This window comes from Nocardiopsis halophila DSM 44494 (assembly GCF_000341245.1).
GTDB classification, from domain to species: Bacteria; Actinomycetota; Actinomycetes; order Streptosporangiales; family Streptosporangiaceae; genus Nocardiopsis_A; species Nocardiopsis_A halophila.
On the sequence record NZ_ANAD01000269.1, the window covers coordinates 1 to 19,628 of the forward strand.

18 protein-coding genes are annotated in these 19,628 nt (G+C 72.2%); 14 read left to right on the forward strand and 4 right to left on the reverse strand.

Annotation, left to right across the window (positions count from 1 at the left end; all coding sequences use genetic code 11):
• Positions 1-349 precede the first annotated feature (349 nt).
• Positions 350-571 carry a hypothetical protein gene (locus D450_RS0128555; protein WP_017542046.1) on the reverse strand — a complete coding sequence of 74 codons (222 nt, stop codon included), beginning with the start codon at positions 569-571 and terminating at the stop codon, positions 350-352.
• Between the two features lie 202 nt (positions 572-773).
• Here D450_RS0128555 and D450_RS0128560 point away from each other — a divergent pair, with 202 nt between their 5' ends.
• Positions 774-1,616 carry an exonuclease domain-containing protein gene (locus tag D450_RS0128560; protein ID WP_017542047.1) on the forward strand — a complete coding sequence of 281 codons (843 nt, stop codon included), beginning with the start codon at positions 774-776 and terminating at the stop codon, positions 1,614-1,616.
• A gap of 295 nt (positions 1,617-1,911) precedes the next feature.
• Complete coding sequence (locus D450_RS0128565; protein ID WP_017542048.1) at positions 1,912-3,630, forward strand: BCCT family transporter; 1,719 nt, start codon at positions 1,912-1,914, stop codon at positions 3,628-3,630.
• Between the two features lie 31 nt (positions 3,631-3,661).
• Here the strand turns inward: D450_RS0128565 and D450_RS0128570 are convergent, their stop codons facing one another.
• On the reverse strand, positions 3,662-4,771 hold the full coding sequence (locus D450_RS0128570; protein WP_017542049.1) for a carbohydrate kinase family protein: 1,110 nt from the start codon (positions 4,769-4,771) through the stop codon (positions 3,662-3,664).
• A 125-nt stretch (positions 4,772-4,896) separates the two neighbouring features.
• Here D450_RS0128570 and D450_RS0128575 point away from each other — a divergent pair, with 125 nt between their 5' ends.
• From D450_RS0128575 to D450_RS0128605, 7 genes are all read left to right on the forward strand, one after another.
• Complete coding sequence (locus D450_RS0128575; RefSeq protein WP_017542050.1) at positions 4,897-6,252, forward strand: 6-phospho-beta-glucosidase; 1,356 nt, start codon at positions 4,897-4,899, stop codon at positions 6,250-6,252.
• Between the two features lie 58 nt (positions 6,253-6,310).
• A complete protein-coding gene (gene mshD, locus D450_RS0128580) occupies positions 6,311-7,282 on the forward strand; it encodes a mycothiol synthase (protein ID WP_017542051.1) in 972 nt (323 codons plus the stop codon).
• 265 nt (positions 7,283-7,547) lie between these two features.
• Entirely contained in the window at positions 7,548-8,675 is a 1,128-nt protein-coding gene (pstS, locus tag D450_RS0128585; protein ID WP_017542052.1) for a phosphate ABC transporter substrate-binding protein PstS, read from the forward strand.
• A 237-nt stretch (positions 8,676-8,912) separates the two neighbouring features.
• Complete coding sequence (gene pstC / locus D450_RS0128590; protein WP_017542053.1) at positions 8,913-9,878, forward strand: phosphate ABC transporter permease subunit PstC; 966 nt, start codon at positions 8,913-8,915, stop codon at positions 9,876-9,878.
• Positions 9,879-10,970 carry a phosphate ABC transporter permease PstA gene (pstA, locus tag D450_RS0128595; RefSeq protein WP_017542054.1) on the forward strand — a complete coding sequence of 364 codons (1,092 nt, stop codon included), beginning with the start codon at positions 9,879-9,881 and terminating at the stop codon, positions 10,968-10,970.
• Between the two features lie 49 nt (positions 10,971-11,019).
• Positions 11,020-11,799 (forward strand): phosphate ABC transporter ATP-binding protein PstB, encoded by a 780-nt coding sequence (gene pstB, locus D450_RS0128600; protein ID WP_017542055.1) that lies wholly within the window; start codon positions 11,020-11,022, stop codon positions 11,797-11,799.
• Positions 11,800-12,309: 510 nt separating this feature from the next.
• The gene (locus D450_RS0128605) at positions 12,310-12,642 is read left to right on the forward strand and encodes a serine protease inhibitor (protein ID WP_017542056.1); all 333 of its coding nucleotides are present in this window, start codon (positions 12,310-12,312) and stop codon (positions 12,640-12,642) included.
• Positions 12,643-12,843: 201 nt separating this feature from the next.
• On the opposite strand, the gene D450_RS0128610 is transcribed toward D450_RS0128605, so the two are convergent.
• A complete protein-coding gene (locus tag D450_RS0128610; RefSeq protein ID WP_017542057.1) occupies positions 12,844-13,461 on the reverse strand; it encodes a DUF47 domain-containing protein in 618 nt (205 codons plus the stop codon).
• A gap of 384 nt (positions 13,462-13,845) precedes the next feature.
• Between D450_RS0128610 and D450_RS0128615 the strand changes: the two genes are divergently transcribed.
• From D450_RS0128615 to purM, 3 genes are all read left to right on the forward strand, one after another.
• Positions 13,846-14,349, forward strand: a complete 504-nt coding sequence (locus D450_RS0128615; RefSeq protein WP_017542058.1) for a sterol carrier family protein — start codon at positions 13,846-13,848, stop codon at positions 14,347-14,349.
• 9 nt (positions 14,350-14,358) lie between these two features.
• Entirely contained in the window at positions 14,359-15,822 is a 1,464-nt protein-coding gene (purF, locus tag D450_RS0128620) for an amidophosphoribosyltransferase (RefSeq protein WP_026124134.1), read from the forward strand.
• A gap of 75 nt (positions 15,823-15,897) precedes the next feature.
• On the forward strand, positions 15,898-16,971 hold the full coding sequence (purM, locus tag D450_RS0128625) for a phosphoribosylformylglycinamidine cyclo-ligase (RefSeq protein ID WP_017542060.1): 1,074 nt from the start codon (positions 15,898-15,900) through the stop codon (positions 16,969-16,971).
• A 126-nt stretch (positions 16,972-17,097) separates the two neighbouring features.
• Here purM and D450_RS0128630 read toward each other — a convergent pair whose 3' ends face one another.
• Positions 17,098-17,361, reverse strand: a complete 264-nt coding sequence (locus D450_RS0128630) for a DUF3073 domain-containing protein (RefSeq protein ID WP_017542061.1) — start codon at positions 17,359-17,361, stop codon at positions 17,098-17,100.
• A 237-nt stretch (positions 17,362-17,598) separates the two neighbouring features.
• Between D450_RS0128630 and D450_RS0128635 the strand changes: the two genes are divergently transcribed.
• The gene (locus D450_RS0128635) at positions 17,599-18,450 is read left to right on the forward strand and encodes a hypothetical protein (RefSeq protein WP_017542062.1); all 852 of its coding nucleotides are present in this window, start codon (positions 17,599-17,601) and stop codon (positions 18,448-18,450) included.
• Between the two features lie 762 nt (positions 18,451-19,212).
• Entirely contained in the window at positions 19,213-19,416 is a 204-nt protein-coding gene (gene bldC / locus D450_RS0128640; RefSeq protein ID WP_011293174.1) for a developmental transcriptional regulator BldC, read from the forward strand.
• The last annotated feature ends 212 nt before the right edge of the window (positions 19,417-19,628 follow it).

The window sequence follows — 19,628 nt, forward strand, 5'->3', positions numbered from 1 at the left end:
ACCGACCGGCGGCGACCCGCCACCCGGCAATCAGCCGTGAGCGGGGTACCTGTCGATCCGTCGCCGCCCTCTACCTCGACCAACAGCGACCCGGCCGCCGGGAAGCGGCCACGAGCGGGGTACTTGCCGATCCGTCGCCGCTCCTCCACCCCGGCCACCGGTGACCTGCCACCCGGCGAGCACGCGTGAGCGGGGCACCAGCCGATCCGTCGCCGCCCCTTCCGGTGACCGCCTGCACGCCCATCGCCCGGCAGCACCGCCGGAAGAGGCCGACCCGCCGCCTCCGCCCGCCCGCCGCCATGACCAGGGCGGAGAACGGGGCGAGGCCTGGTTCCGGTGCCGGCCGGCGCTAGCTCTGGCCCTGGTCCTGCTCCTGTTCCCGGCCGTTCTTCTCCGCCGCCCGGCGTTCGAGTTCGACGCGGATGGCGTATTCTGCGGCGTCGACGGCGGCCCGTGACGTGATGGCGTTGGTGTGGGCACGCTCCAGGTCTTCGAGGGCGATGCAGTCGAACGCCACGCGCGAATCGTGGATCGCGGCTTCGAGCTGGCGCTGCGCTTCTTCCATGCTCATCTCGTCCTCCCGATTAGCCCCTCGGCTTACTTGTGCGTACCCGGCCCCACGGGCCTCCATGTCCCCGGGGGGCTCCGGCGGCCCGCGGCCGGGGCCGCGACCGGGCCGCCCCGGGAGCGGCCGCCGTTCCCGCACGAACCTGCACGAACCGTCGTACCCCGGCGATACGCTTCCTGCGTTCACGGGGAAAGTGAGGCCCACCATGCGCAACAACTACGCGGGGACCTGCACCTCCTGCGGGGCCTCCGTCTCCGCCCGGGAGGGCGAGGCGGTCAAGGAGGACGGCCGCTGGCGCGTGTACTGCTCCGAGCACGCACCCCGGCCCACGGCCCCGCCGCGCGGCGACCACCCGGGCTGGCACTCCGGCGACCTCGCCGGGTACGACTGCGAGACCTCCTCGCCCGACCCGCGGACCGCGTTCCTGGTCTCGGCGGCGCTGGTCGCCCCCGACGGGACCGCCCGCACCTGGCTGGTCGACCCCGGCCCACGCGAGATCCCGCCGGAGGCGGTGCAGGTGCACGGCATCACCACCGAGCACGCCCGCGCCGAGGGCCGGCCCGCCGAGCAGGTACTGCCCGAGATCGCCGACGCGCTCACCGGCCACCTCGCCGCCGGGCGGGGGCTGGCCGTCTTCAACGCCCCCTTCGACCTGGGGGTCCTCTCCACCGAACTGCGCCGCCTGGGCCTGCCCTCCCTGGCCGAGCGCCTGGCCGGCCGGGTCGGCCCGATCATCGACCCACTGGTGATCGACCGCGGCGCCGACCCCTACCGCAAGGGGCGCCGCACCCTCGGCGACCTGTGCGCCTTCTACGGGGTCGAGCTCAACGGGGCGCACACCGCCGAGGGCGACGCCGCCGCGTGCCTGGCCCTGGCCCGGGAGATCGGGGCGCGGCGCCCCGGGGTCGCCGCGCTCGCCCTGCCCGAGCTGCACGAGCAGCAGGTGGGCTGGGCGCTGGAGCACGCGCGCGGCCTCCAGGAGTGGCTGGACCGCACCCGCCCGGGCCACGGGCGCCGCATCGACGGCACCTGGCCGGAGGCCTGCTGACCGCGGTCTGCGGCACGGGGCGGCGGGCGGGGCGGACACCGGGACGCCCCCGAGACGGGACGCCCCCGAGAATTGTCTGATCAGTAACAAACGACACCTAGCGACGTTTATTTACCTTTCACCTCCTAACCTGGTACGGGTGTCCACCGCCGGCGCCCCGCGGGACCCCCGCGGACGGCGGCGGCACACGGCGTCAGCACCGCCCCTTCCCCCGAAGGCGGTGCCCGTTCGCCTGCCCTGAAGCCGTCAGAGTGAGGAGGAGGCGCGCCTGTACACGGGGGCGTCGGAATGAACTGTGGCGATTGACAACGGCAACGGCCCCTCCACAGGGGAGATCAGCACCGAGGACCTGCTCTGGGAGCCGCCCGAGCGCTCCCAGGCGGACCTGAAGCCCAAGACGGACCGGATCGTGTTCGGCGTGGCCGCGGTGCTGTCGGTGGCCTTCCTCGTCTGGGGAGTGGTCAACCAGGACTCGCTCAGCTCCCTGTCGGGAAGCGCGCTGGAGTTCCTCATCCACAACGGCGGCTGGGGCTTCGTCCTCGCCGCGTCGGTGTTCGTGGTGTTCGCGCTGTGGCTGGCCTTCAGCCGCTACGGCAACATCCGCCTCGGCCGCGACGACGAGGAGCCGGAGTTCCGCACGATCTCCTGGATCTCCATGATGTTCGGCGCCGGCATGGGCATCGGGCTGGTGTTCTACGGCTCCGCCGAGCCGCTCGGGCACTTCCTGACCCCGCCGCCCGGGACCGAGGGCGGGGGCGGCGGCGCCGCCGTCGGCCACGCGATGTCCACCACCCTGTTCCACTGGACCCTGCACCCGTGGGCCACCTACGCGGTGGTGGGCCTGGCCATCGCCTACGGCACCTTCCGCCGCGGCCGCGGGCAGCTGATCAGCGCCGCGTTCACCCCGCTGATCGGCGAGCGCCACGCCAACGGCGCCGTCGGGCGGCTCATCGACGTCTTCGCGCTCTTCGCCACCCTGTTCGGCACCGCCGCCTCGCTGGGCCTGGGCGCCCTGCAGATCGCCGAGGGCCTGCGCCAGATCGGCTGGATCGACGCGCCCACCAACCCGATCCTGATCGGCATCATCGGCGTGCTGCTGCTGTGCTTCGTGGTCTCGGCGACCTCCGGCGTGGCCAAGGGCATCCAGTGGCTGTCCAACACCAACCTGGTCCTGGCCATGGGGGTCCTGCTCTTCCTGCTGGTCACCGGTGCCACGGTGTTCGTGTTCAACCTGGTCCCGACCTCGATCGCCGCCTACTTCGAGGACTTCTTCGCCAACGCCGGCCGCACCGCCGACACCGCCCAGGGCGCCGAGGAGTGGCTGTCCGGCTGGACGGTCTTCTACTGGGCCTGGTGGATCTCCTGGTCGCCGTTCGTGGGCATGTTCATCGCCCGGATCAGCCGCGGCCGCACCATCCGCGAGTTCGTGGGCGGCGTCATCCTGGTGCCCAGCGCCCTGAGCCTGGTCTGGTTCGCCATCATGGGCGGCAACGCGCTGTACCTGCAGATGCACGGCACCGACCTGGCCGGCGCCGGCGGCACCGAGGCCCAGCTGTTCGCCCTGTTGCGCCAGTTCCCGGCCTTCGGCGCGGTCGCGCTGGTGGTCATGGTGCTGATCGGCATCTTCTTCATCACCGGCGCCGACTCGGCGTCCATCATCATGGGCACGATGTCCCAGCGCGGCGCGATCGAGCCCAAGCGCCCGATCACCGTGTTCTGGGGCCTGATGATCGGCGGCGTGGCCGCGGTGATGCTGCTGGCCGGCGGAAGCGACGCGCTGTCGGGGCTGCAGACGCTCACCATCATCGTCTCGGCGCCGTTCGCGGTGATCCTGCTGCTGCTGTGCGTGGCCCTGGTCCGCGACCTGCGGCGCGACCCGGTGGTGCTGCGGTCGGCCAAGGCCGAGGAGGTCGTCACGGCCGCGGTCGTGGCCGGCGCCCAGGAGCACGACGGCGACTTCCAGCTGGAGATCTCCTCCGCCGCCGCCGAGGAGGAGGAGCCCTCCTCGTCCTGACCGGCGGCCCCCGGTCGGCCTGCGCGCCTCCTCAGGCGCGCAGGCCGATCGTGGCGCTGGCGCGGCGGTGGTCCGTGGGCATCCACTCCATGGGGACCAGGTCCGACAGGAACCCGTACCCCTCGCCCGCGGGCCCGCCGCGCACCCCGCCCCACCAGGCCGCCACATCGGCCCAGCCCGGCGCGGACAGCGACCCGCCGGTGTGCTGCACCGACAGCGCCGCGCACAGGTTGGCGAAGCGCAGCCGCCGCTCCAGGGGCCACCCGGCCAGAGTGCCCACGATGAAGGCGGCGCCGAACACGTCGCCCGCGCCGGTGGTGTCCACCCCCTCCAGCACCACGCCCTCGGCCTCGGCCGTCTCACCGGTGGTCTGGTCCACCGCCAGCGCCCCGCGCGGGCCGTCGGTCACCACCGCCACCGGCACCCGGTCGGCCAGCACCGACAGCGCCGAGCCGGGGCTGCCGGTGCGGGTATAGGACATGGCCTCGATGGCGTTGGGCATGAACGCGTAGCAGTCGTCGAGCTGCTCCAGCACCGAGGGGCACCAGGTCTGGCTGTCGTCCCAGCCCACGTCGGCGAAGATCCGGGCCCCGCCCGCGGCCTGGCGCGCCGCCCACTCCGGGACGGGCCCGCCGGGCCGCAGCCCGACGAAGGCGGCGCGGGCCTGGGGCAGCGCCTCGGCCAGGCGCTCGACCGGCTCGGGCGGCGGGTGCTCGTGGGTGACCATGCCGCGGTCGCCCTTCCAGGCCAGCGAGACCGTGAACGGCGAGTGCCAGTCGGGGAAGCGCTTGGAGGCGCTCAGGTCCACCTCCTCCTGGCGCTCCAGCGTCTCCCAGGCGAAGTCGCCGTAGACGTCCTCCCCGAAGGCGGCCGCCACGGCCGTGCGCAGCCCCAGCCGCGAGGCGGCGACCGCCAGGTTGGCCACGCCTCCGGGGCACGACCCCATCCCCTGCGCGCCGACCTCGGTCCCGGGGGCGGGCGGCGCGGTCAGCCCCGTCAGGACGATGTCGAAGAACACCGTCCCGCTCAGCGCGAGGTCGATCGCGGGCCCCTCCCCCTCGGGCCCCCGCTCCCCGGCCAGCACGTCCCTCCGCTCGCCCACGAGCGGCAGGGATTCGAGCGCGCGGCTCTGCTCCTCCATGTGCGGCGCCTCCCATCGGCCCGGATGCGGAGTGTGTGCCAGCAGGTTATGCACTCGGCGCCCCGGTGTCGCGCGTGGGCACCGAACCGGATACGGGGTCCGGGGCCCGCCGATACGCTGGCGGGGTGCGTCTGACGATCCTGGGAGGGGGAGGGTTCCGCGTCCCCCTCGTCTACCGCGCCCTGCTGGCCGACGCTCTGAAGGGCGACCCGGTCGTCACCGAGGTGGCGCTGCACGACACCGACGCCGGGCGCTTAGAGGCGGTGGCGGCCGTCCTGGCGGCCCAGCGCGAGCGGTCCGGCGCCGAGCTCCCCGTGCACGCCTCCACCGACCGCGCCGACGCGCTCGACGGCGCCGGCATGGTCTTCTCCGCCGTCCGCGTCGGCGGAATGCAGGGACGCGTCCTCGACGAGCGCATCGCCCTCGACGCCGGGGTGCTGGGCCAGGAGACGGTCGGCGCCGGCGGGATCTCCTATGGGCTGCGCACCCTTCCCGAAGCGCTCGCGGCCGCGCAGGACATCGCCGAGCACGCCCCGGACGCGTGGGTGGTGAACTTCACCAACCCCGCCGGGCTGGTGACCGAGGCAATGGCCGGGGTGCTGGGCGACCGGGTCGTGGGAATCTGCGACTCCCCTGTGGGGCTGGGCCGGCGCGCCGCCCGCGCGCTGGGCCTGGACCCGGCGGACGTGCACATCGACTACGCCGGACTCAACCACCTGGGGTGGGTGCGGGGCCTGTGGTCGGGCGGCCGCGACCGGCTGCCAGAGCTGCTGGCCGACGACCGCGCCCTGGAGTCCTTCGAGGAGGGGCGGCTGTTCGGCGCGGAGTGGATCCGCGCGGTCGGCGCCCTGCCCAACGAGTACCTGCACTACTACTACTTCGCGCGGGAGGCGCTGCAGGCGGCGCTGGAGAGCCCGCGCACCCGGGGCGAGCAGCTGGTCGAGCAGCAGGAGCGGTTCTACGCCGAGGCGCGGGAACACCCGGCGGAGGCGTACGGGCTCTGGGAACGGACCCGCCTGGAGCGGGAGCGCACCTATATGGCCGACAACCGCCGCGCCTCCGGCGGGTTCGAACGCGAGAGCGAGGACCTCGACGGCGGGGGCTATGAGGAGGTCGCTCTGGCGGTCATGCGGGCCGTCGCCCGTGACGCCCCGACCCGCCTGATCGTCAACACCCGCGCCCGCGGCGCGCTCCCCGGGCTCGGCCCCGATGCGGTGGCCGAGCTTCCCTGCGTGGTCGACGGGTCGGGCGCCCACCCGGTGGCGGCCGCGCCTCTCAGCGGTCACCAGGAGGGGCTGGTCCACGCGGTCAAGGCGGTCGAGCGGGACGTGATCGAGGCGGTGCGCAGCGGCTCCTGGGGTACGGCCCTGAGGGCGTTCGCGACCCACCCTCTGGTGGACTCGGTGGGCACGGCCCGCACGCTCCTGGAGGAATACACCCGTGCCTTCCCGGAGCTGCAGCGAGTGCTGTCACGCGGCTGAGAGCCGCTGGAACGCCCCGAGAGCCGTATACCCGGCCGTACATCTGAAAGGCAGGCCGATGGACGAGGTCCGCATCGTTCGCTCCCTCGACGAGGAGGACGCCGAGCGCGTCCTCGCGCTGGCCGAGGAGGCCCGCACCCTGGACGGCGCCGAGGCGCTCTCCGAGCAGACGGTGCTCCGGGTGCGCCACGGCTCCCCCGACGGCGCCGCCCGCTTCCACCTGCTGGAGGACGAGGGCGACCTGGCGGGGTTCGCCTTCGCCGAGAAGTCCGGCGGCGAGCCCGACTCGGCCGAGCTGGTGGTGGCGCCGGGGCGGCGGCGCCGCGGGCACGGCACCGCGCTGGCGCGGTCGCTGCGCGCCGACGCCGGGGCCGCCGGTGTGCGGGTGTGGGCGCACGGGCGGCTGCCCGCCGCCCAGGGCCTGGCCGAGGCGCTGGGCTGGCGGCGGGCGCGCGGGCTGCTGAAGATGCGCCTGGCGCTGCGCGGCGCGGACGGCGCCCCGGTGGACCTGCCCGAGCCGGCGCCCTCGGCGGCGGTGGCCGAGGGGGTGCGGGTGCGGGCGTTCCGGCCCGGCGGCGACGAACAGGCCTGGCTGCGCACCAACGCCGCGGCCTTCGCCGACCACCCCGAACAGGGCGGGCTGGCCCTGGAGGACCTGCGCCAGCGCCAGGCCGAGCCCTGGTTCGACGCCGAGGGGTTCTTCGTCGCCGAGGAGCGGAAGGGCGAGGGCGGCGGGGCCGGCGACGGCCGGATCGCCGGCTTCCACTGGACCAAGGTGCACGCCGACGGCGCGGGCCTGACCGACGGCGAGCCGGTGGGCGAGGTGTACGTGGTCGGGGTGGACCCGTCCTGGCAGGGGACCGGCCTGGGCCGGCTGCTCACCCTGACCGGGGTGCGGTACCTGCGCGACCGCGGCCTGCCCTGGGTGCTGCTCTACGTCGAGGAGGACAACCGGCCCGCGGTGCGGCTCTACGAGTCGCTCGGATTCACCGCCTGGGACGGCGACGTGATGTACGCACCGAACGACTGAGCGCATCGCCTGACTGGTCACCGCGGCGCGCACAAGGGGGGCGCGCCGTGGTTAACCTCACGTCCACGCTCTTTCCCACTGGCCTTCCGACAGACTCGTCCCCGCGTTCACCGTGCGTTCACCCTCACTGGAAGCGCTGGTCACCTCGCCTCCCTAACGTCGCATTTAACGAGGTCAGCGGAGCTTTGAGGGTTATACCGGACAAACCGCCGCGGACTCGTGAACAGAACTTGGTTCGGACGTCCAGAGGAAGGACACCGGGGCTGTGAAGCTCTTCAAGTACCGCCGGTTCGCGGGCTACACCGGCATCGCACTGGCCGGCACGATGGCCCTGGCCGCCTGCGGCAGCGACCAGGCCGTCGACCCCGAGGAGAACGGCGCCGTGTCCGGCGCCTCCGCCGAGTGCGTGGACGGCGGCGGTACCCTCTCCGGCGCCGGCGCGAGCTCCCAGGAGAACGCGATGGCCACCTGGAAGGCCGGGTACGAGGGGGCCTGCTCCGGGACCACGGTCCAGTACGACTCGGTCGGCTCCGGTGCGGGCCGCTCGCAGTTCATCGACGGCGCGGTCTCCTTCGCCGGCTCCGACGCCGCGCTGGACGAGACCGAGACCGAGCAGGCCGTCGAGCGCTGCAACGGCGCCGAGGTGGTCAACCTCCCGGCCTACATCTCCCCCATCGCGGTGGTCTTCAACCTGGAGGGCGTCGACTCGGTCAACCTCTCCCCCGACACCATCGCCGGCATCTTCAACCAGGACATCACCACCTGGAACGACGACGCGATCGCCGAGGACAACCCGGACGTCGAGCTCCCCGACACCGACATCGTCCCGGTGAACCGCTCGGACGAGTCCGGCACCACCGAGAACTTCGTCGCCTACCTCTCCGAGGCCGCCGGCGACACCTGGACCCACGACATCAGCGGCGACTGGCCGATCGAGCCGGTCGAGGCCGCCCAGGGCTCCTCCGGCGTGGTCTCGGCCGTCGAGGGCGGCCAGGGCACCATCGGCTACGTCGACGCCTCCCACGTCGGCGAGCTGGGCACCGCGGCCGTCGGCGTCGGTGACGACTTCGTCGAGTACACCCCCGAGTCGGCCGCGGCGATCGTCGAGGCCTCGCCGCAGCGCGAGAGCAACTCCGACAACGACCACGCGATCGAGCTGGACTACACCACCGACGACACCAGCGCCTACCCGATCGTCCTGGTCTCCTACGAGATCGCCTGCATGGTCTACCCGGAGCAGAGCGAGGCCGACCTGGTGAAGAGCTACCTGTCCTACGTGGTCAGCGAGGAGGGCCAGGAGGCCGTCGCCGAGGAGGCCGGCTCGGCCCCGCTGACCGAGGGGACCCGGGAGAGCCTCCAGGAGACCATCGACGCGATCTCCGCGGAGTCCTGATCCCGCAGAGCAGGACCGCCTCAGGGTGGGGAGGGCGCCGCAGCGGCGCCGTCCCCGCCCTTGGCGTGCGTGCGCACCCGGCCCGGCCCGGCCGGGTGTGCGCCGCGCCGCGCCGGGATGTGGTCGAACCTCCCCGACCGGCACCGCAGAATGTAGACGGCCCTGTCATGGCATGTACCGAGCACAACCCCTGTTCGCCCGGCCGCGAACCGTGACCCTTTTCGACCGGAGTCTCACATGACCACCACGGACCCGTCAGCGACGGCGCCCCCCCAGATCCGGGCGAAGCGCCGCGTCGGCGACGCCGTCTTCGCCAACACCGCACGCGGATCGGGGATCCTGATCCTGGCGATCCTGGCCGGCGTGGCGGCCTTCCTGCTCATCCAGTCCTTCGATTCGCTCTCGGCCAACACCGCGAACTTCTTCACGACCACGGACTGGCACGCCAACGTCCGCGAGAACCCGGCCTTCGGTGTGGCGGCGCTCGCCTTCGGCACCGTGCTGGCCGCCGCGATCGCGCTGGTGATCGCCACCCCGATCTCGATCGGGATCGCGCTGTTCATCGTCTACTACGCGCCCCGCCGGATCGCCGCCGTGCTCGGCTACATCGTCGACCTGCTGGCCGCCATCCCCAGCGTCGTCTACGGCCTGTGGGGCATCGGGTTCCTCGTCTTCGAGATGCAGGGCTTCTACGAGCTGCTGACCGACTACCTGGGCTGGATCCCGCTGTTCGCGGGCCCGGTCTCGACCACCGGGCGCACCATGCTCAGCGCCGGCATCGTGCTGGCGGTGATGATCCTGCCGATCATCACCGCGATGTCCCGCGACGTGTTCAAGCAGGTCCCGCAGGGCCACCAGGAGGCCGCGCTGGCGATGGGCGCCACCCGCTGGGAGATGATCCGCATGGCGGTGCTCCCCTTCGGCCGCCCCGGCGTCATCGGCGGCGCCATGCTCGGCCTGGGCCGCGCACTCGGGGAGACCATGGCGGTGGCCATGATCCTGTCCCCCTCGCTGGTCATCTCGCCGTTCCTGCTGCAGAGCGGCAACCAGACCATCGCGGCGCATATCGCGCTGCAGTACCCCGAGGCCACCGGGTACGGCGTCTCCGCGCTGATCGCCGCCGGCCTGGTGCTGTTCGCCATCACCCTGGTCGTCAACATGGGCGCACGGTTCGTCGTCGCGCGGCGCAAGGAGTTCTCCTAAATGACCACCACGACCCGACCGAAGTCCACCGGCTCGGCCGGTGAGGGGCCGCAGACCCAGCGCTCCATGCGCACCGGGTCGCTGCCGCGCTACGCGCCCGCGGCGGTGCTCGCCGGCGCCGCCGTGGTCTCCTCCGCCGCCCTGCAGGCGCTGGGCTCCTTCCACCTGGTGACCGCCGGCCTGGCCACCGCCGTGCTGTACACGGTGGTCATCGTCGGCGCCTCGGCCGCCGTGGAGAACCCCCGCAAGGCCAAGGACCGCTTCGTCACCGCGGTGGTCTACCTCTGCTTCGCCGCGGCCATGCTGCCGCTGCTGTCGCTGCTGACCACGGTCTTCCTGGAAGGCATCACGCGGCTGGACGGCTACTTCCTGACCGTCTCGATGAACGGCGTGACGCCGAGCATGGACGCCGGCGGCGTCTACCACGCCATCGTCGGCACCATCGCCATCACCGGCATGGCCGCGGTGATCTCCATCCCGATCGGCCTGTTCACCGCCGTCTACCTGGTGGAGTACGGACGCGGGCGGCTGGCCAAGGCGATCACGTTCTTCGTCGACGTCATGACCGGCATCCCCTCCATCGTGGCCGGACTGTTCGTCGTGGCCCTGTGGATGATGCTGTTCGGCCCGGGCAACACCAACGGGGCCGCCGGCGCCGTCTCCCTGGCCGTGCTGATGATCCCGGTGGTGGTGCGCTCCAGTGAGGAGATGCTCCGGCTGGTCCCCCAGGAGCTGCGGGAGGCCTCCTACGCCCTGGGCGTGCCCAAGTGGCTGACCATCGTGAAGGTGGTCCTGCCCACCGCCGTGGCCGGTCTGACCACGGGAATCATGCTCGCCCTGGCCCGCGTTATCGGGGAGACGGCGCCTCTGGTGCTGACCGCCGGCTCCTCGGCGGTGGCGATCAACTGGAACCTGTTCAACGGGCAGATGATGAGCCTTCCGGTCTTCATCTACTCGCAGGTCCGCATGGGAGGCGCGGTCAACATGGAGCGCGCCTGGGCCGCCGCGCTGACCCTGATCGTCATCGTCATGCTGCTCTTCCTGACCGCGCGCCTGGTCTCCCGCCTCTTCGCCCCCAAACTCGGCCGCTGACCGGCTCGACCAACCACGGACACCCGCTAGAGACACCTGAGGACAACCAGTGGCCAAACGAATCGACGTCTCCGGCCTGCACGTCTACTACGGCGACTTCCTCGCCGTCGAGGACGTCTCCATGACCATCGAGCCCCGGTCGGTGACGGCCTTCATCGGGTCGTCGGGCTGCGGCAAGTCGACGTTCCTGCGCACCCTCAACCGCATGCACGAGGTGACCCCCGGCGCCCGCGTGGACGGCAAGGTGATGCTGGACGACATGGACATCTACGGCCCCGACGTGGACCCGGTCGAGGTCCGGCGCGAGGTCGGCATGGTCTTCCAGAAGGCCAACCCCTTCCCGACGATGTCCATCTACGACAACGTCATCGCCGGCGCCAAGCTCAACAACAAGCGCATGAGCAAGGCCAAGGCCGACGACCTGGTGGAGCGGTCCCTGCGCGGGGCCAACCTCTGGGAGGAGGTCAAGGACCGGCTGAACAAGCCCGGCGCGGGCCTGTCCGGCGGCCAGCAGCAGCGGCTGTGCATCGCCCGGGCCACCGCGGTGGAGCCCAGCGTCCTGCTCATGGACGAGCCCTGCTCGGCCCTGGACCCCATCTCCACGCTGGCGATCGAGGACCTCATCCACAAGCTGAAGGAGGAGTACACGATCGTCATCGTCACCCACAACATGCAGCAGGCGGCGCGGGTGAGCGACCGGACGGCCTTCTTCAACCTGGCGGGGACCGGCAAGCCCGGCCGGCTGATCGAGATGGGCGAGACCAACAAGATCTTCACCAAGCCGGACGAGCAGGAGACCGAGAACTACATCACCGGCCGCTTCGGCTGACGGCCGGGCGCACGGGCGCCGGGGCGGCGGGGGACACCCCGCCGCCCTTTTCTCTTCCCGGAAACGGCGGGATCCCGCGCGCGGACCTGCACGCGGATCCGCGTTATCGTCGAGAAATAAAGCCCGGATACATTCCCGGAGCATCCGATGGGAAAACATCCGCAGTTCACAGGACCGGGAAACTCCGACTCGGAACACCGGAGATCCTCGGTGTGAAGAAGGACACACCCGCACCCCCTCGCACCGAAGCGGACAGACCGCCATCGCCTCCACCCGCGACGACCAGCATGTATACGGAGCGCGACGGATTATTAATTTAGTGCGACCTTCAACCATCCAGCGCCATACGGTAGACAATGACGGTCCGCACGCCCGCCACCTGGAACGTTCCCCAATTTCCGCCGGCCCGCCCCGGGCACCTGTCGCGTAATCGCCCCGTAATGCATGTCCGGCCATTCGTTGCTACATTCTGAAGTGTCCTTCGCAATCACAAGTTGGAAGGGAACACCAATGAACCGCGTTACCCTCGCGGGTTCCATCCTCGCCTGCGCGACCGTCGTCGCCGCGCTCTTCCCGGCCACCGCCGGGGCCGCGGCCGCCGAAGGCGCCGGCACCCACCCGACGGCCCTGTGCACGGGCAAGCAGGCCTGGCCCGAGCTGGAGGGCGCCGACGTCCACGAGGCCGTCGCGACGGTCGAGCGGGAGAACCCCGCGGTGACCACCGTCGTCGTGCCCGAGGGCTCGGCCGTGACCATGGACTTCCGGTGCGACCGGGTGCGCGTCTTCCACGAAGGCGACACCCCCGCGCCGCTCACCGTCTCGCGCCCGCCGCAGGTCGGCTAGCGCGAGACCGAACGGACCGCCGGGCGCCGCCACCGGACGACCCGCGCCCCTCTCCCCGGGGCCGCGGGGACGGCGCCAGGGCGGTCCCGTCCCGCCGCACGGAGTGCGGGCCGTACGGCGGGACTCGCGGCCCGCGCCGCGCGTGGACCTGTGGGAGCGTCCGCGCGGCGCGGGCCGCCCTCCCCTCGCGGGGCGCCGCCGCTAGGACTTCTTGACCGCGATGGTCTCCACCGTGTTGGCCACGTGCTCGAAGGCGTCGGCGGCCGCCTCCAGCTCCTCCACCACGTCCTTGAGCTTCATCACCGTGAGCGCGTCGTAGCCGCCGTTGAACAGGTGGGCCAGCAGCCGGCGGTAGATCTGGTCCGCCTGGTTCTCCAGCTGGTTGATCTCGATCCAGTACCGCGCCAGGTCCTTCATCGTGCGCAGCCGCGGCATCGCCTCGGCGGTCAGCTCCGCCGCCCGCTCCAGCACCTCGACCTGGTCGATGATGCCCTTGGGCAGCCGCTCCAGCCGGTAGAGGCCGATGAGGTCCACCGCCGCGTCCATCGCGTCCATCACGTCGTCCAGGGACGACGCGAGCTTGTAGATGTCCTCGCGGTCGAAGGGGGTGGCGGAGCGGCCGTTGAGCCGCCGCATGATGGCGTGGGTCCGCTCATCGCCAGCGTGCTCGCAGGCGCGCATCTTCTCGCCGATCGCGTCGCGGTCGCCACCGTCGCCGATCAGCTCGGCCAGCAGCCGCGCCCCGATGACCAGGTTGTTCGCGGAGTCCGCGAACATCTCGTAGTAGCTGTCATCACGCGGTGTCAGGCGCAGGCGCACATCCAACTCCCGAAGTGCGGTGGGTCGTCCGTGTGGATGGTACGGGGACTATTCGGACATATAGGTCGCACTATCGGCGCGGGCACGGTCGTCGGACGCATGCCGGGTGACCCGGTCCCGGATGCGCGATCATCCTAACCGCCCCGCTTCGTCCCCGGCCGGGGGAGGCGGTGGGCCGCCCCGCGGCCGCCGCCCGGGCAGAGGTTCGCGAACGGGACACGGATCACACGGGAACACCGGAGCACACACGTCCCGGCACCCCCTCTCCACCGGCGGTGCGCCCGGCGTTCACCGAGGCGACGCGACGAGTTCGGCCACTGGACAGTTTCGCGGCACGCCCCCGCCCAGGGCAACCACCCGGGCCCGGCGGAATACCCTTCCCCCATGCCCTCCCGCCCGACCGCCGCCCAGCGCCGCCAGGCCGCCCTGCGCGAGGCCCTCGGCGCCCAGCGCGCCGCCCTGGACCTCGCGCCCTACGACGGACCCGACCGCCCCGCCGCGCTGCTCGACGCCTGCGTGGCGGCAGTGCTGGAGGCCTACGACCGGGGCGCGGCCCCGGAGCGGGCCGCCGTGCGCGCCGCGGTCCGCGGCACCCTGGACGAGCTGTCCGCCCGGGCCCCCGGGCACAGCCTGGAGGTCCGGGTCCCGCCCTACGGCGCGGTGCAGGCCGTCGAGGGGCCCCGGCACACCCGCGGAACGCCGCCGGGGGTGGTCGAGACCGATCCGCGCACCTGGCTGGAGCTGGCCGCGGGCCGCCGGTCCTGGGACGCGGCGGTGGACGGCCACGCGGTCGCGGCCAGCGGCGAACGCGCCGACCTGGGGCCGTTCCTGCCGCTGGGGGACGGTGATCGGGCCCCGGGTGGCACACCGGGCCCAGGCAGGCACTAAGCTGAAAGCGTGTCGCATCCCGACGGCCGGCTCAGCATGGACCTCGACCCCGTCGAGCGCCCCGCACAGGACGAATGCGGTGTGTTCGGTGTCTGGGCACCCGGCGAAGAAGTCAGCAAGCTCACCTATTTCGGCCTCTACGCACTCCAGCACCGCGGTCAGGAGTCCGCGGGCATCGCCCTGAGCGACGGCGAACGCATCGTCGTCTACAAGGACATGGGCCTGGTCTCCCAGGTCTTCAACGAGGCGACCCTGGAGTCCCTTAAAGGCCACCTCGCGATCGGGCACTGCCGGTACTCCACCACCGGCTCCCCCGTGTGGGAGAACGCCCAGCCGACCTTCTACACGGCGCGCGAGGGCGGACTGGCCCTGGGGCACAACGGCAACCTGATCAACACCCCCGAGCTGGCGGCGATGCTGCCCGGGGACCGGCTCGGCGCCACGACCGACACCGAGGTGCTCACCAACCTGCTCGCCCAGAACGGCGGGCGCACCACCGAGGAGGCGGCACTCGACCTGCTGCCCAAGGTGCAGGGCGCCTTCTCCCTCGTCTTCATGGACGAGGACACCCTCTACGCCGCCCGCGACCCGCAGGGCATCCGGCCCTTCGTGCTGGGGCGCCTGGGCGGCGGCTGGGCCGTGGCCAGCGAGACCGCCGCACTGGACATCGTCGGCGCCACGTTCGTACGCGAGATCGAGCCGGGCGAGATGCTCACCATCGACGAGCGGGGCGTGCGCTCCATGCGCTTCGCCGCCGCCGAGCCCAAGGGCTGCCTGTTCGAGTACGTGTACCTGGCCCGCCCCGACACCACCATCGCCGGGCGCAACGTCAACTCCACCCGCGTGGAGGTGGGGCGCCGGCTCGCCGACGAGCACCCCGCCGACGCCGACCTGGTGATCCCGGTGCCCGAGTCGGGCACCCCGGCCGCCGTCGGCTACGCCCGCGGCAGCGGCATCCCCTTCGCCCAGGGCCTGGTGAAGAACTCCTACGTCGGGCGCACCTTCATCCAGCCCAGCCAGACCCTGCGGGAGCTGGGCATCCGCCTCAAGCTCAACCCCCTGCGCGACGTCATCGAGGGCAAGCGCCTGGTCGTGGTGGACGACTCCATCGTGCGCGGCAACACCCAGCGCGCGCTGGTGCGGATGCTGCGCGAGGCCGGCGCCGCCGAGGTGCACGTGCGCATCTCCAGCCCCCCGGTGATGTGGCCCTGCTACTACGGCGTGGACTTCGCCAGCAAGGCCGAGCTGATCGCGGGCAACCTGAGCACCGAGGAGATCCGCGCCTCGATCGGCGCCGACTCCCTGGGCTTCATCGGCCTGGACGAGCTGGTCGCCGCCACCGACGTGGCCAAGGACCGGCTCTGCCGCGCCTGCTTCGACGGGGTCTACCCGATCGAGGTGGACGAGGCCTCCCGCGGCAAGTACCTGCTGGAGAAGGCCTGCGGCGCGCCCAAGGCGGGCTCGCCGGCCTGAGCGGCCCCCGCCCGGCCCGCTCCCCGCGGGCCCGGCGCGCACCGCCCCCGTTGACGAGCTTGAGAGGTATTTCGCGTGGCACAGGGTGCTGACCCCGCCGGCTCCCCGTCGGCCTACGCCGCCGCCGGCGTCGACATCGCCGCCGGCGAGCGCGCCGTCGACCTGATGAAGCGGCACGTGGCCCGCACCGCCCGGCCCGAGCAGGTGACCGACGCCAGCGGCTTCGCCGGGCTGTTCCGGCTGGACGTGTCCAAGTACCGGGCCCCGGTCCTGGCCACCTCCACCGACGGCGTGGGCACCAAGGTGATGCTCGCCCAGGAGCTGGACGTGCACGGCACCATCGGCCGGGACCTGGTCGCCATGGTCGTCGACGACCTGGTGGTCGCCGGGGCCGAGCCGCTGTACATGACCGACTACATCGCGGTGGGCAAGGTGGTCCCCGAGCGGGTCGCCGAGATCGTCGGCGGCATCGCCGAGGGCTGCGCCCGCGCCGGGTGCGCGCTGATCGGCGGGGAGACCGCCGAGCACCCCGGGGCGATGGGCCCGGGCGAGTACGACCTGGCCGGCGCCGCCACCGGCGTGGTCGAGGCCGACGGCGTCCTGGGCCCGGACCGGGTGCGCCCCGGCGACGCGGTGATCGCGATGGCCTCGTCCGGCCCGCACTCCAACGGCTACTCGCTGATCCGCCGGGTGGTCGAGGGCGCCGGGCTGGACCTGCGCGCGCAGGTGCCCGCGTTCGGGCGCACCCTGGGCGAGGAGCTGCTGGAGCCCACCCGGATCTACGCCAAGGACTGCCTGGAGCTGGCCGAGCGGGTGCAGGTGCACGCCTTCTCCCACATCACCGGGGGCGGGCTGGCCGCCAACCTGGAGCGCTCGCTGCCGGCCGGCGCCGACGCCGAGGTGGACCGGTCGACCTGGGCCCCGCAGCCGGTGTTCGGCCTGATCTCCGAACAGGGCGGGGTGGAGCGCGCGGACATGGAGTCCGCCTTCAACATGGGCGTGGGCATGGTCGCGCTGGTCGAGGGCGGCGACGCCGACGAGGCGCTGCGGGTGCTGGCCGAGCGGGGCGTTCCCGCCTGGCGCGCTGGCACCGTGGTCGAGGGCTCGGGCCGGGTGCGCATGCTCGGCTCCTACCGGGAGCACGCGTGAGGGGCGCTCCCCTCGGGGAGCGCCCCTCCTGCGCTTCCGCAGACAGGCATGGCCGGAACGACCCACCGGAGTGGTTCGGCCCGGCTATGCCTGTCTGCTCGTCCGGACGCCCGTTCGGGCGGGGTGCTAGCGGACGTCCCCCGAGCGGTCGGGTTCCTCATCCGAGGGACCGTCGGGCGAGGCGTACTGCTCCGCTAGGTCCGCGTAGCGCTCGACCAGGTCGTCGTAAGGGTCATGATCCGGGCCCCCCGCCGAATCCGACGGCGCCCCGTTCTCATCCTCAGCGACACCCAGCTCCGCCCGCAGCCGATCGAGGTCGGTCCCGCCGGTGCTGTACTTCAGCCTCCGAGCGACCTTCTGCTGCTTGGCCTTTGCTCGGCCGCGCCCCATTGGCTCGACCCCCTCAACGATTGGGTTTGGCGAAACCCCAGATCACTAGCAAAACCGCAATGCCGGGCTGACGACCGTCAGCGCACTGACGACTGGCGCCAGCTTACGTACGGATACAACCGTACCCGGTTTACAACCGACCTGCCTACGCCGCCCACGCCTAACGGGCGCGATACCGCACACGGGCCGCCCGGGGGACGGGTGCCCCCGCGCCGGGTTGTGTGCCAGGATGCGATCGTGCTCCCCTACACCGCCTATCTCCGCGTATACCAGCCCTTGGAGGCGTTTCCCAGCGCAGAGCGCGCGTACTGGAAAGAGTACGCCGAATCCGCGGAGCGGCCGCGCCGGGTCGAGGCGCTGGCCGCTGAGCACCGGGACAGCCTGCGGCGCCTGGTCGCGTCGCCGCCCGAGCCCGCTCCGGTGGCCGAGAGCGGCGACGCCTACGTGCGGCGGATGGGCGGGCGCACCTATGTCTGCCCGTGGCAGACGCGGCTGCGCTCCTGGCTGGGGCTGCGCGAGTTCCGCGAGGAGACCCCGGCCCGGCTGCGCCCGGCCTACCTGCCCGACGAGGCGTGCGAGCGGGCCGACGAGGCGTTCCGCCGCTGGCGCGAGCGCGGTGAACCGCTGCGCACCCGGATCCTGACCAGCACCTGGACGGTGCCGCTGCCGTGGTTCGCCCCCTTCGCCCCCGAGGAGCGCTGCCTGATGCTGGAGCGCGGGGCGGACTCGGTGGCCGCGCCGCCGCGGGTGCTGCTGTACGTGACCGAGGTGGCGCAGGCCCGCGAGCGGCTGGAGCGCGTGGTGGGCGTCCTGCAGGAGCACGTGGGCGACAGCGCCCCGCTGGCCGGGGCCGAGCGGCTGGAGGACTGGCTGGCGGCGGTGGCGCACCCGTCCGCACTGCTGGAGCTGGACTACGGCGGGCTGGCGTACCTGCTGGACGACGAGGCGCTGCGCGAGGACGAGTCGGTGGCCGAGATCGACGCCGCCGTGCGCGGGCTGGACACCGGGCAGGAGGAGCTGGCGGTGGCGATGTACCAGCGGGTGACCGGGCGCTGGAAGGCCGTCCAGGCGCTGGAGCACGCCAACTGACCACCGCCCCCGCTACCGGCCGCGGGCATGCGGAGGACCAACGCAGGGTCACGTGTCGGCACGGCCCCGGTCCGTTTCCGGCGCGGTCCGACATGAGATTCCCTCACGTCCGGCACCCCGCGCCACGCCCGGCGACAACCTGGTGTACCAGGTTTCTCACGCAGCGCCACTAATTTCTTCGCACGTCAGGACGGGTGAAGCCGGGACGAGGCACGCATCCCGGCATCATCGTTGACGAAATTGGGCATACCAGTCGATAGACAACCACATAGACTGTGTCCAATCGGTCACCGAGCGCACTCTCGGTAACCGGGAATCCGTGCCACGCCGACGATCCGGGCATGCCGCGAGGGAGAGGTCGATGGGAGTAGACCTGTACGGCGGTCGCCGGACCCGCCTCCGGCCCGAACCGCCCTCGCGGCCGCGACCTGCGGACATCCCGCGCAGCCCGCCGGCGCGGAGGGGTTAGCGCCCGGTCCGCCGTAGCACTTTCGGTCTGCCGGATCGAGAAAAACAGGGCCGGAGAACGAAGTTTTGACCGAATACGCCACATGCCACTAAACGTGTCGCTAGAATCACTCAGCGTGACGCAGCACTTGGGCGGCTTTGGGACCTCCCATCAGACCAAGTCGCGTTAAGTGGCTGTGCAATCACCTCGGGTGATGCCAATATAGACCTAGAGGGCAATATTGGACATCCGGGCCAAGTGCCAGGATTAAGGCTCAGGATCGGCACACAGATCCAGGAGGAGAGGCCGTACACATGTCAACTCGCACGCCCGAGGCGGAGCCCCTGTTGACCCCTGCCGAGGTCGCGACCATGTTCCGCGTGGACCCCAAGACCGTCACGCGCTGGGCCAAGGCCGGCAAGCTGACCTCGATTCGGACCCTGGGCGGCCACCGCCGATACCGCGAGACGGAAGTGCGGGCGCTTCTGGCAGGGATCCCCAGCCAGCGCTCGGAGTGATCTCCCCGGTTCGTGCCGCATCCGGGGGGAGCAGCCGATCCCCGGGAGGGCCCACCCGCCCTCCCGGTAGGCGCAAGGCGGGCCGCCGCTAAGGCGGCCCGCTTCCGCGTTGCCGAAGGGCGGAGGGGCCCGGTCAGGGCGTGGAGCGGGGGCGGGGCGGTCCCGTGGAGCAGGCCTAATACTGCAACGACAGGTCGATCGAGGAGCCCACG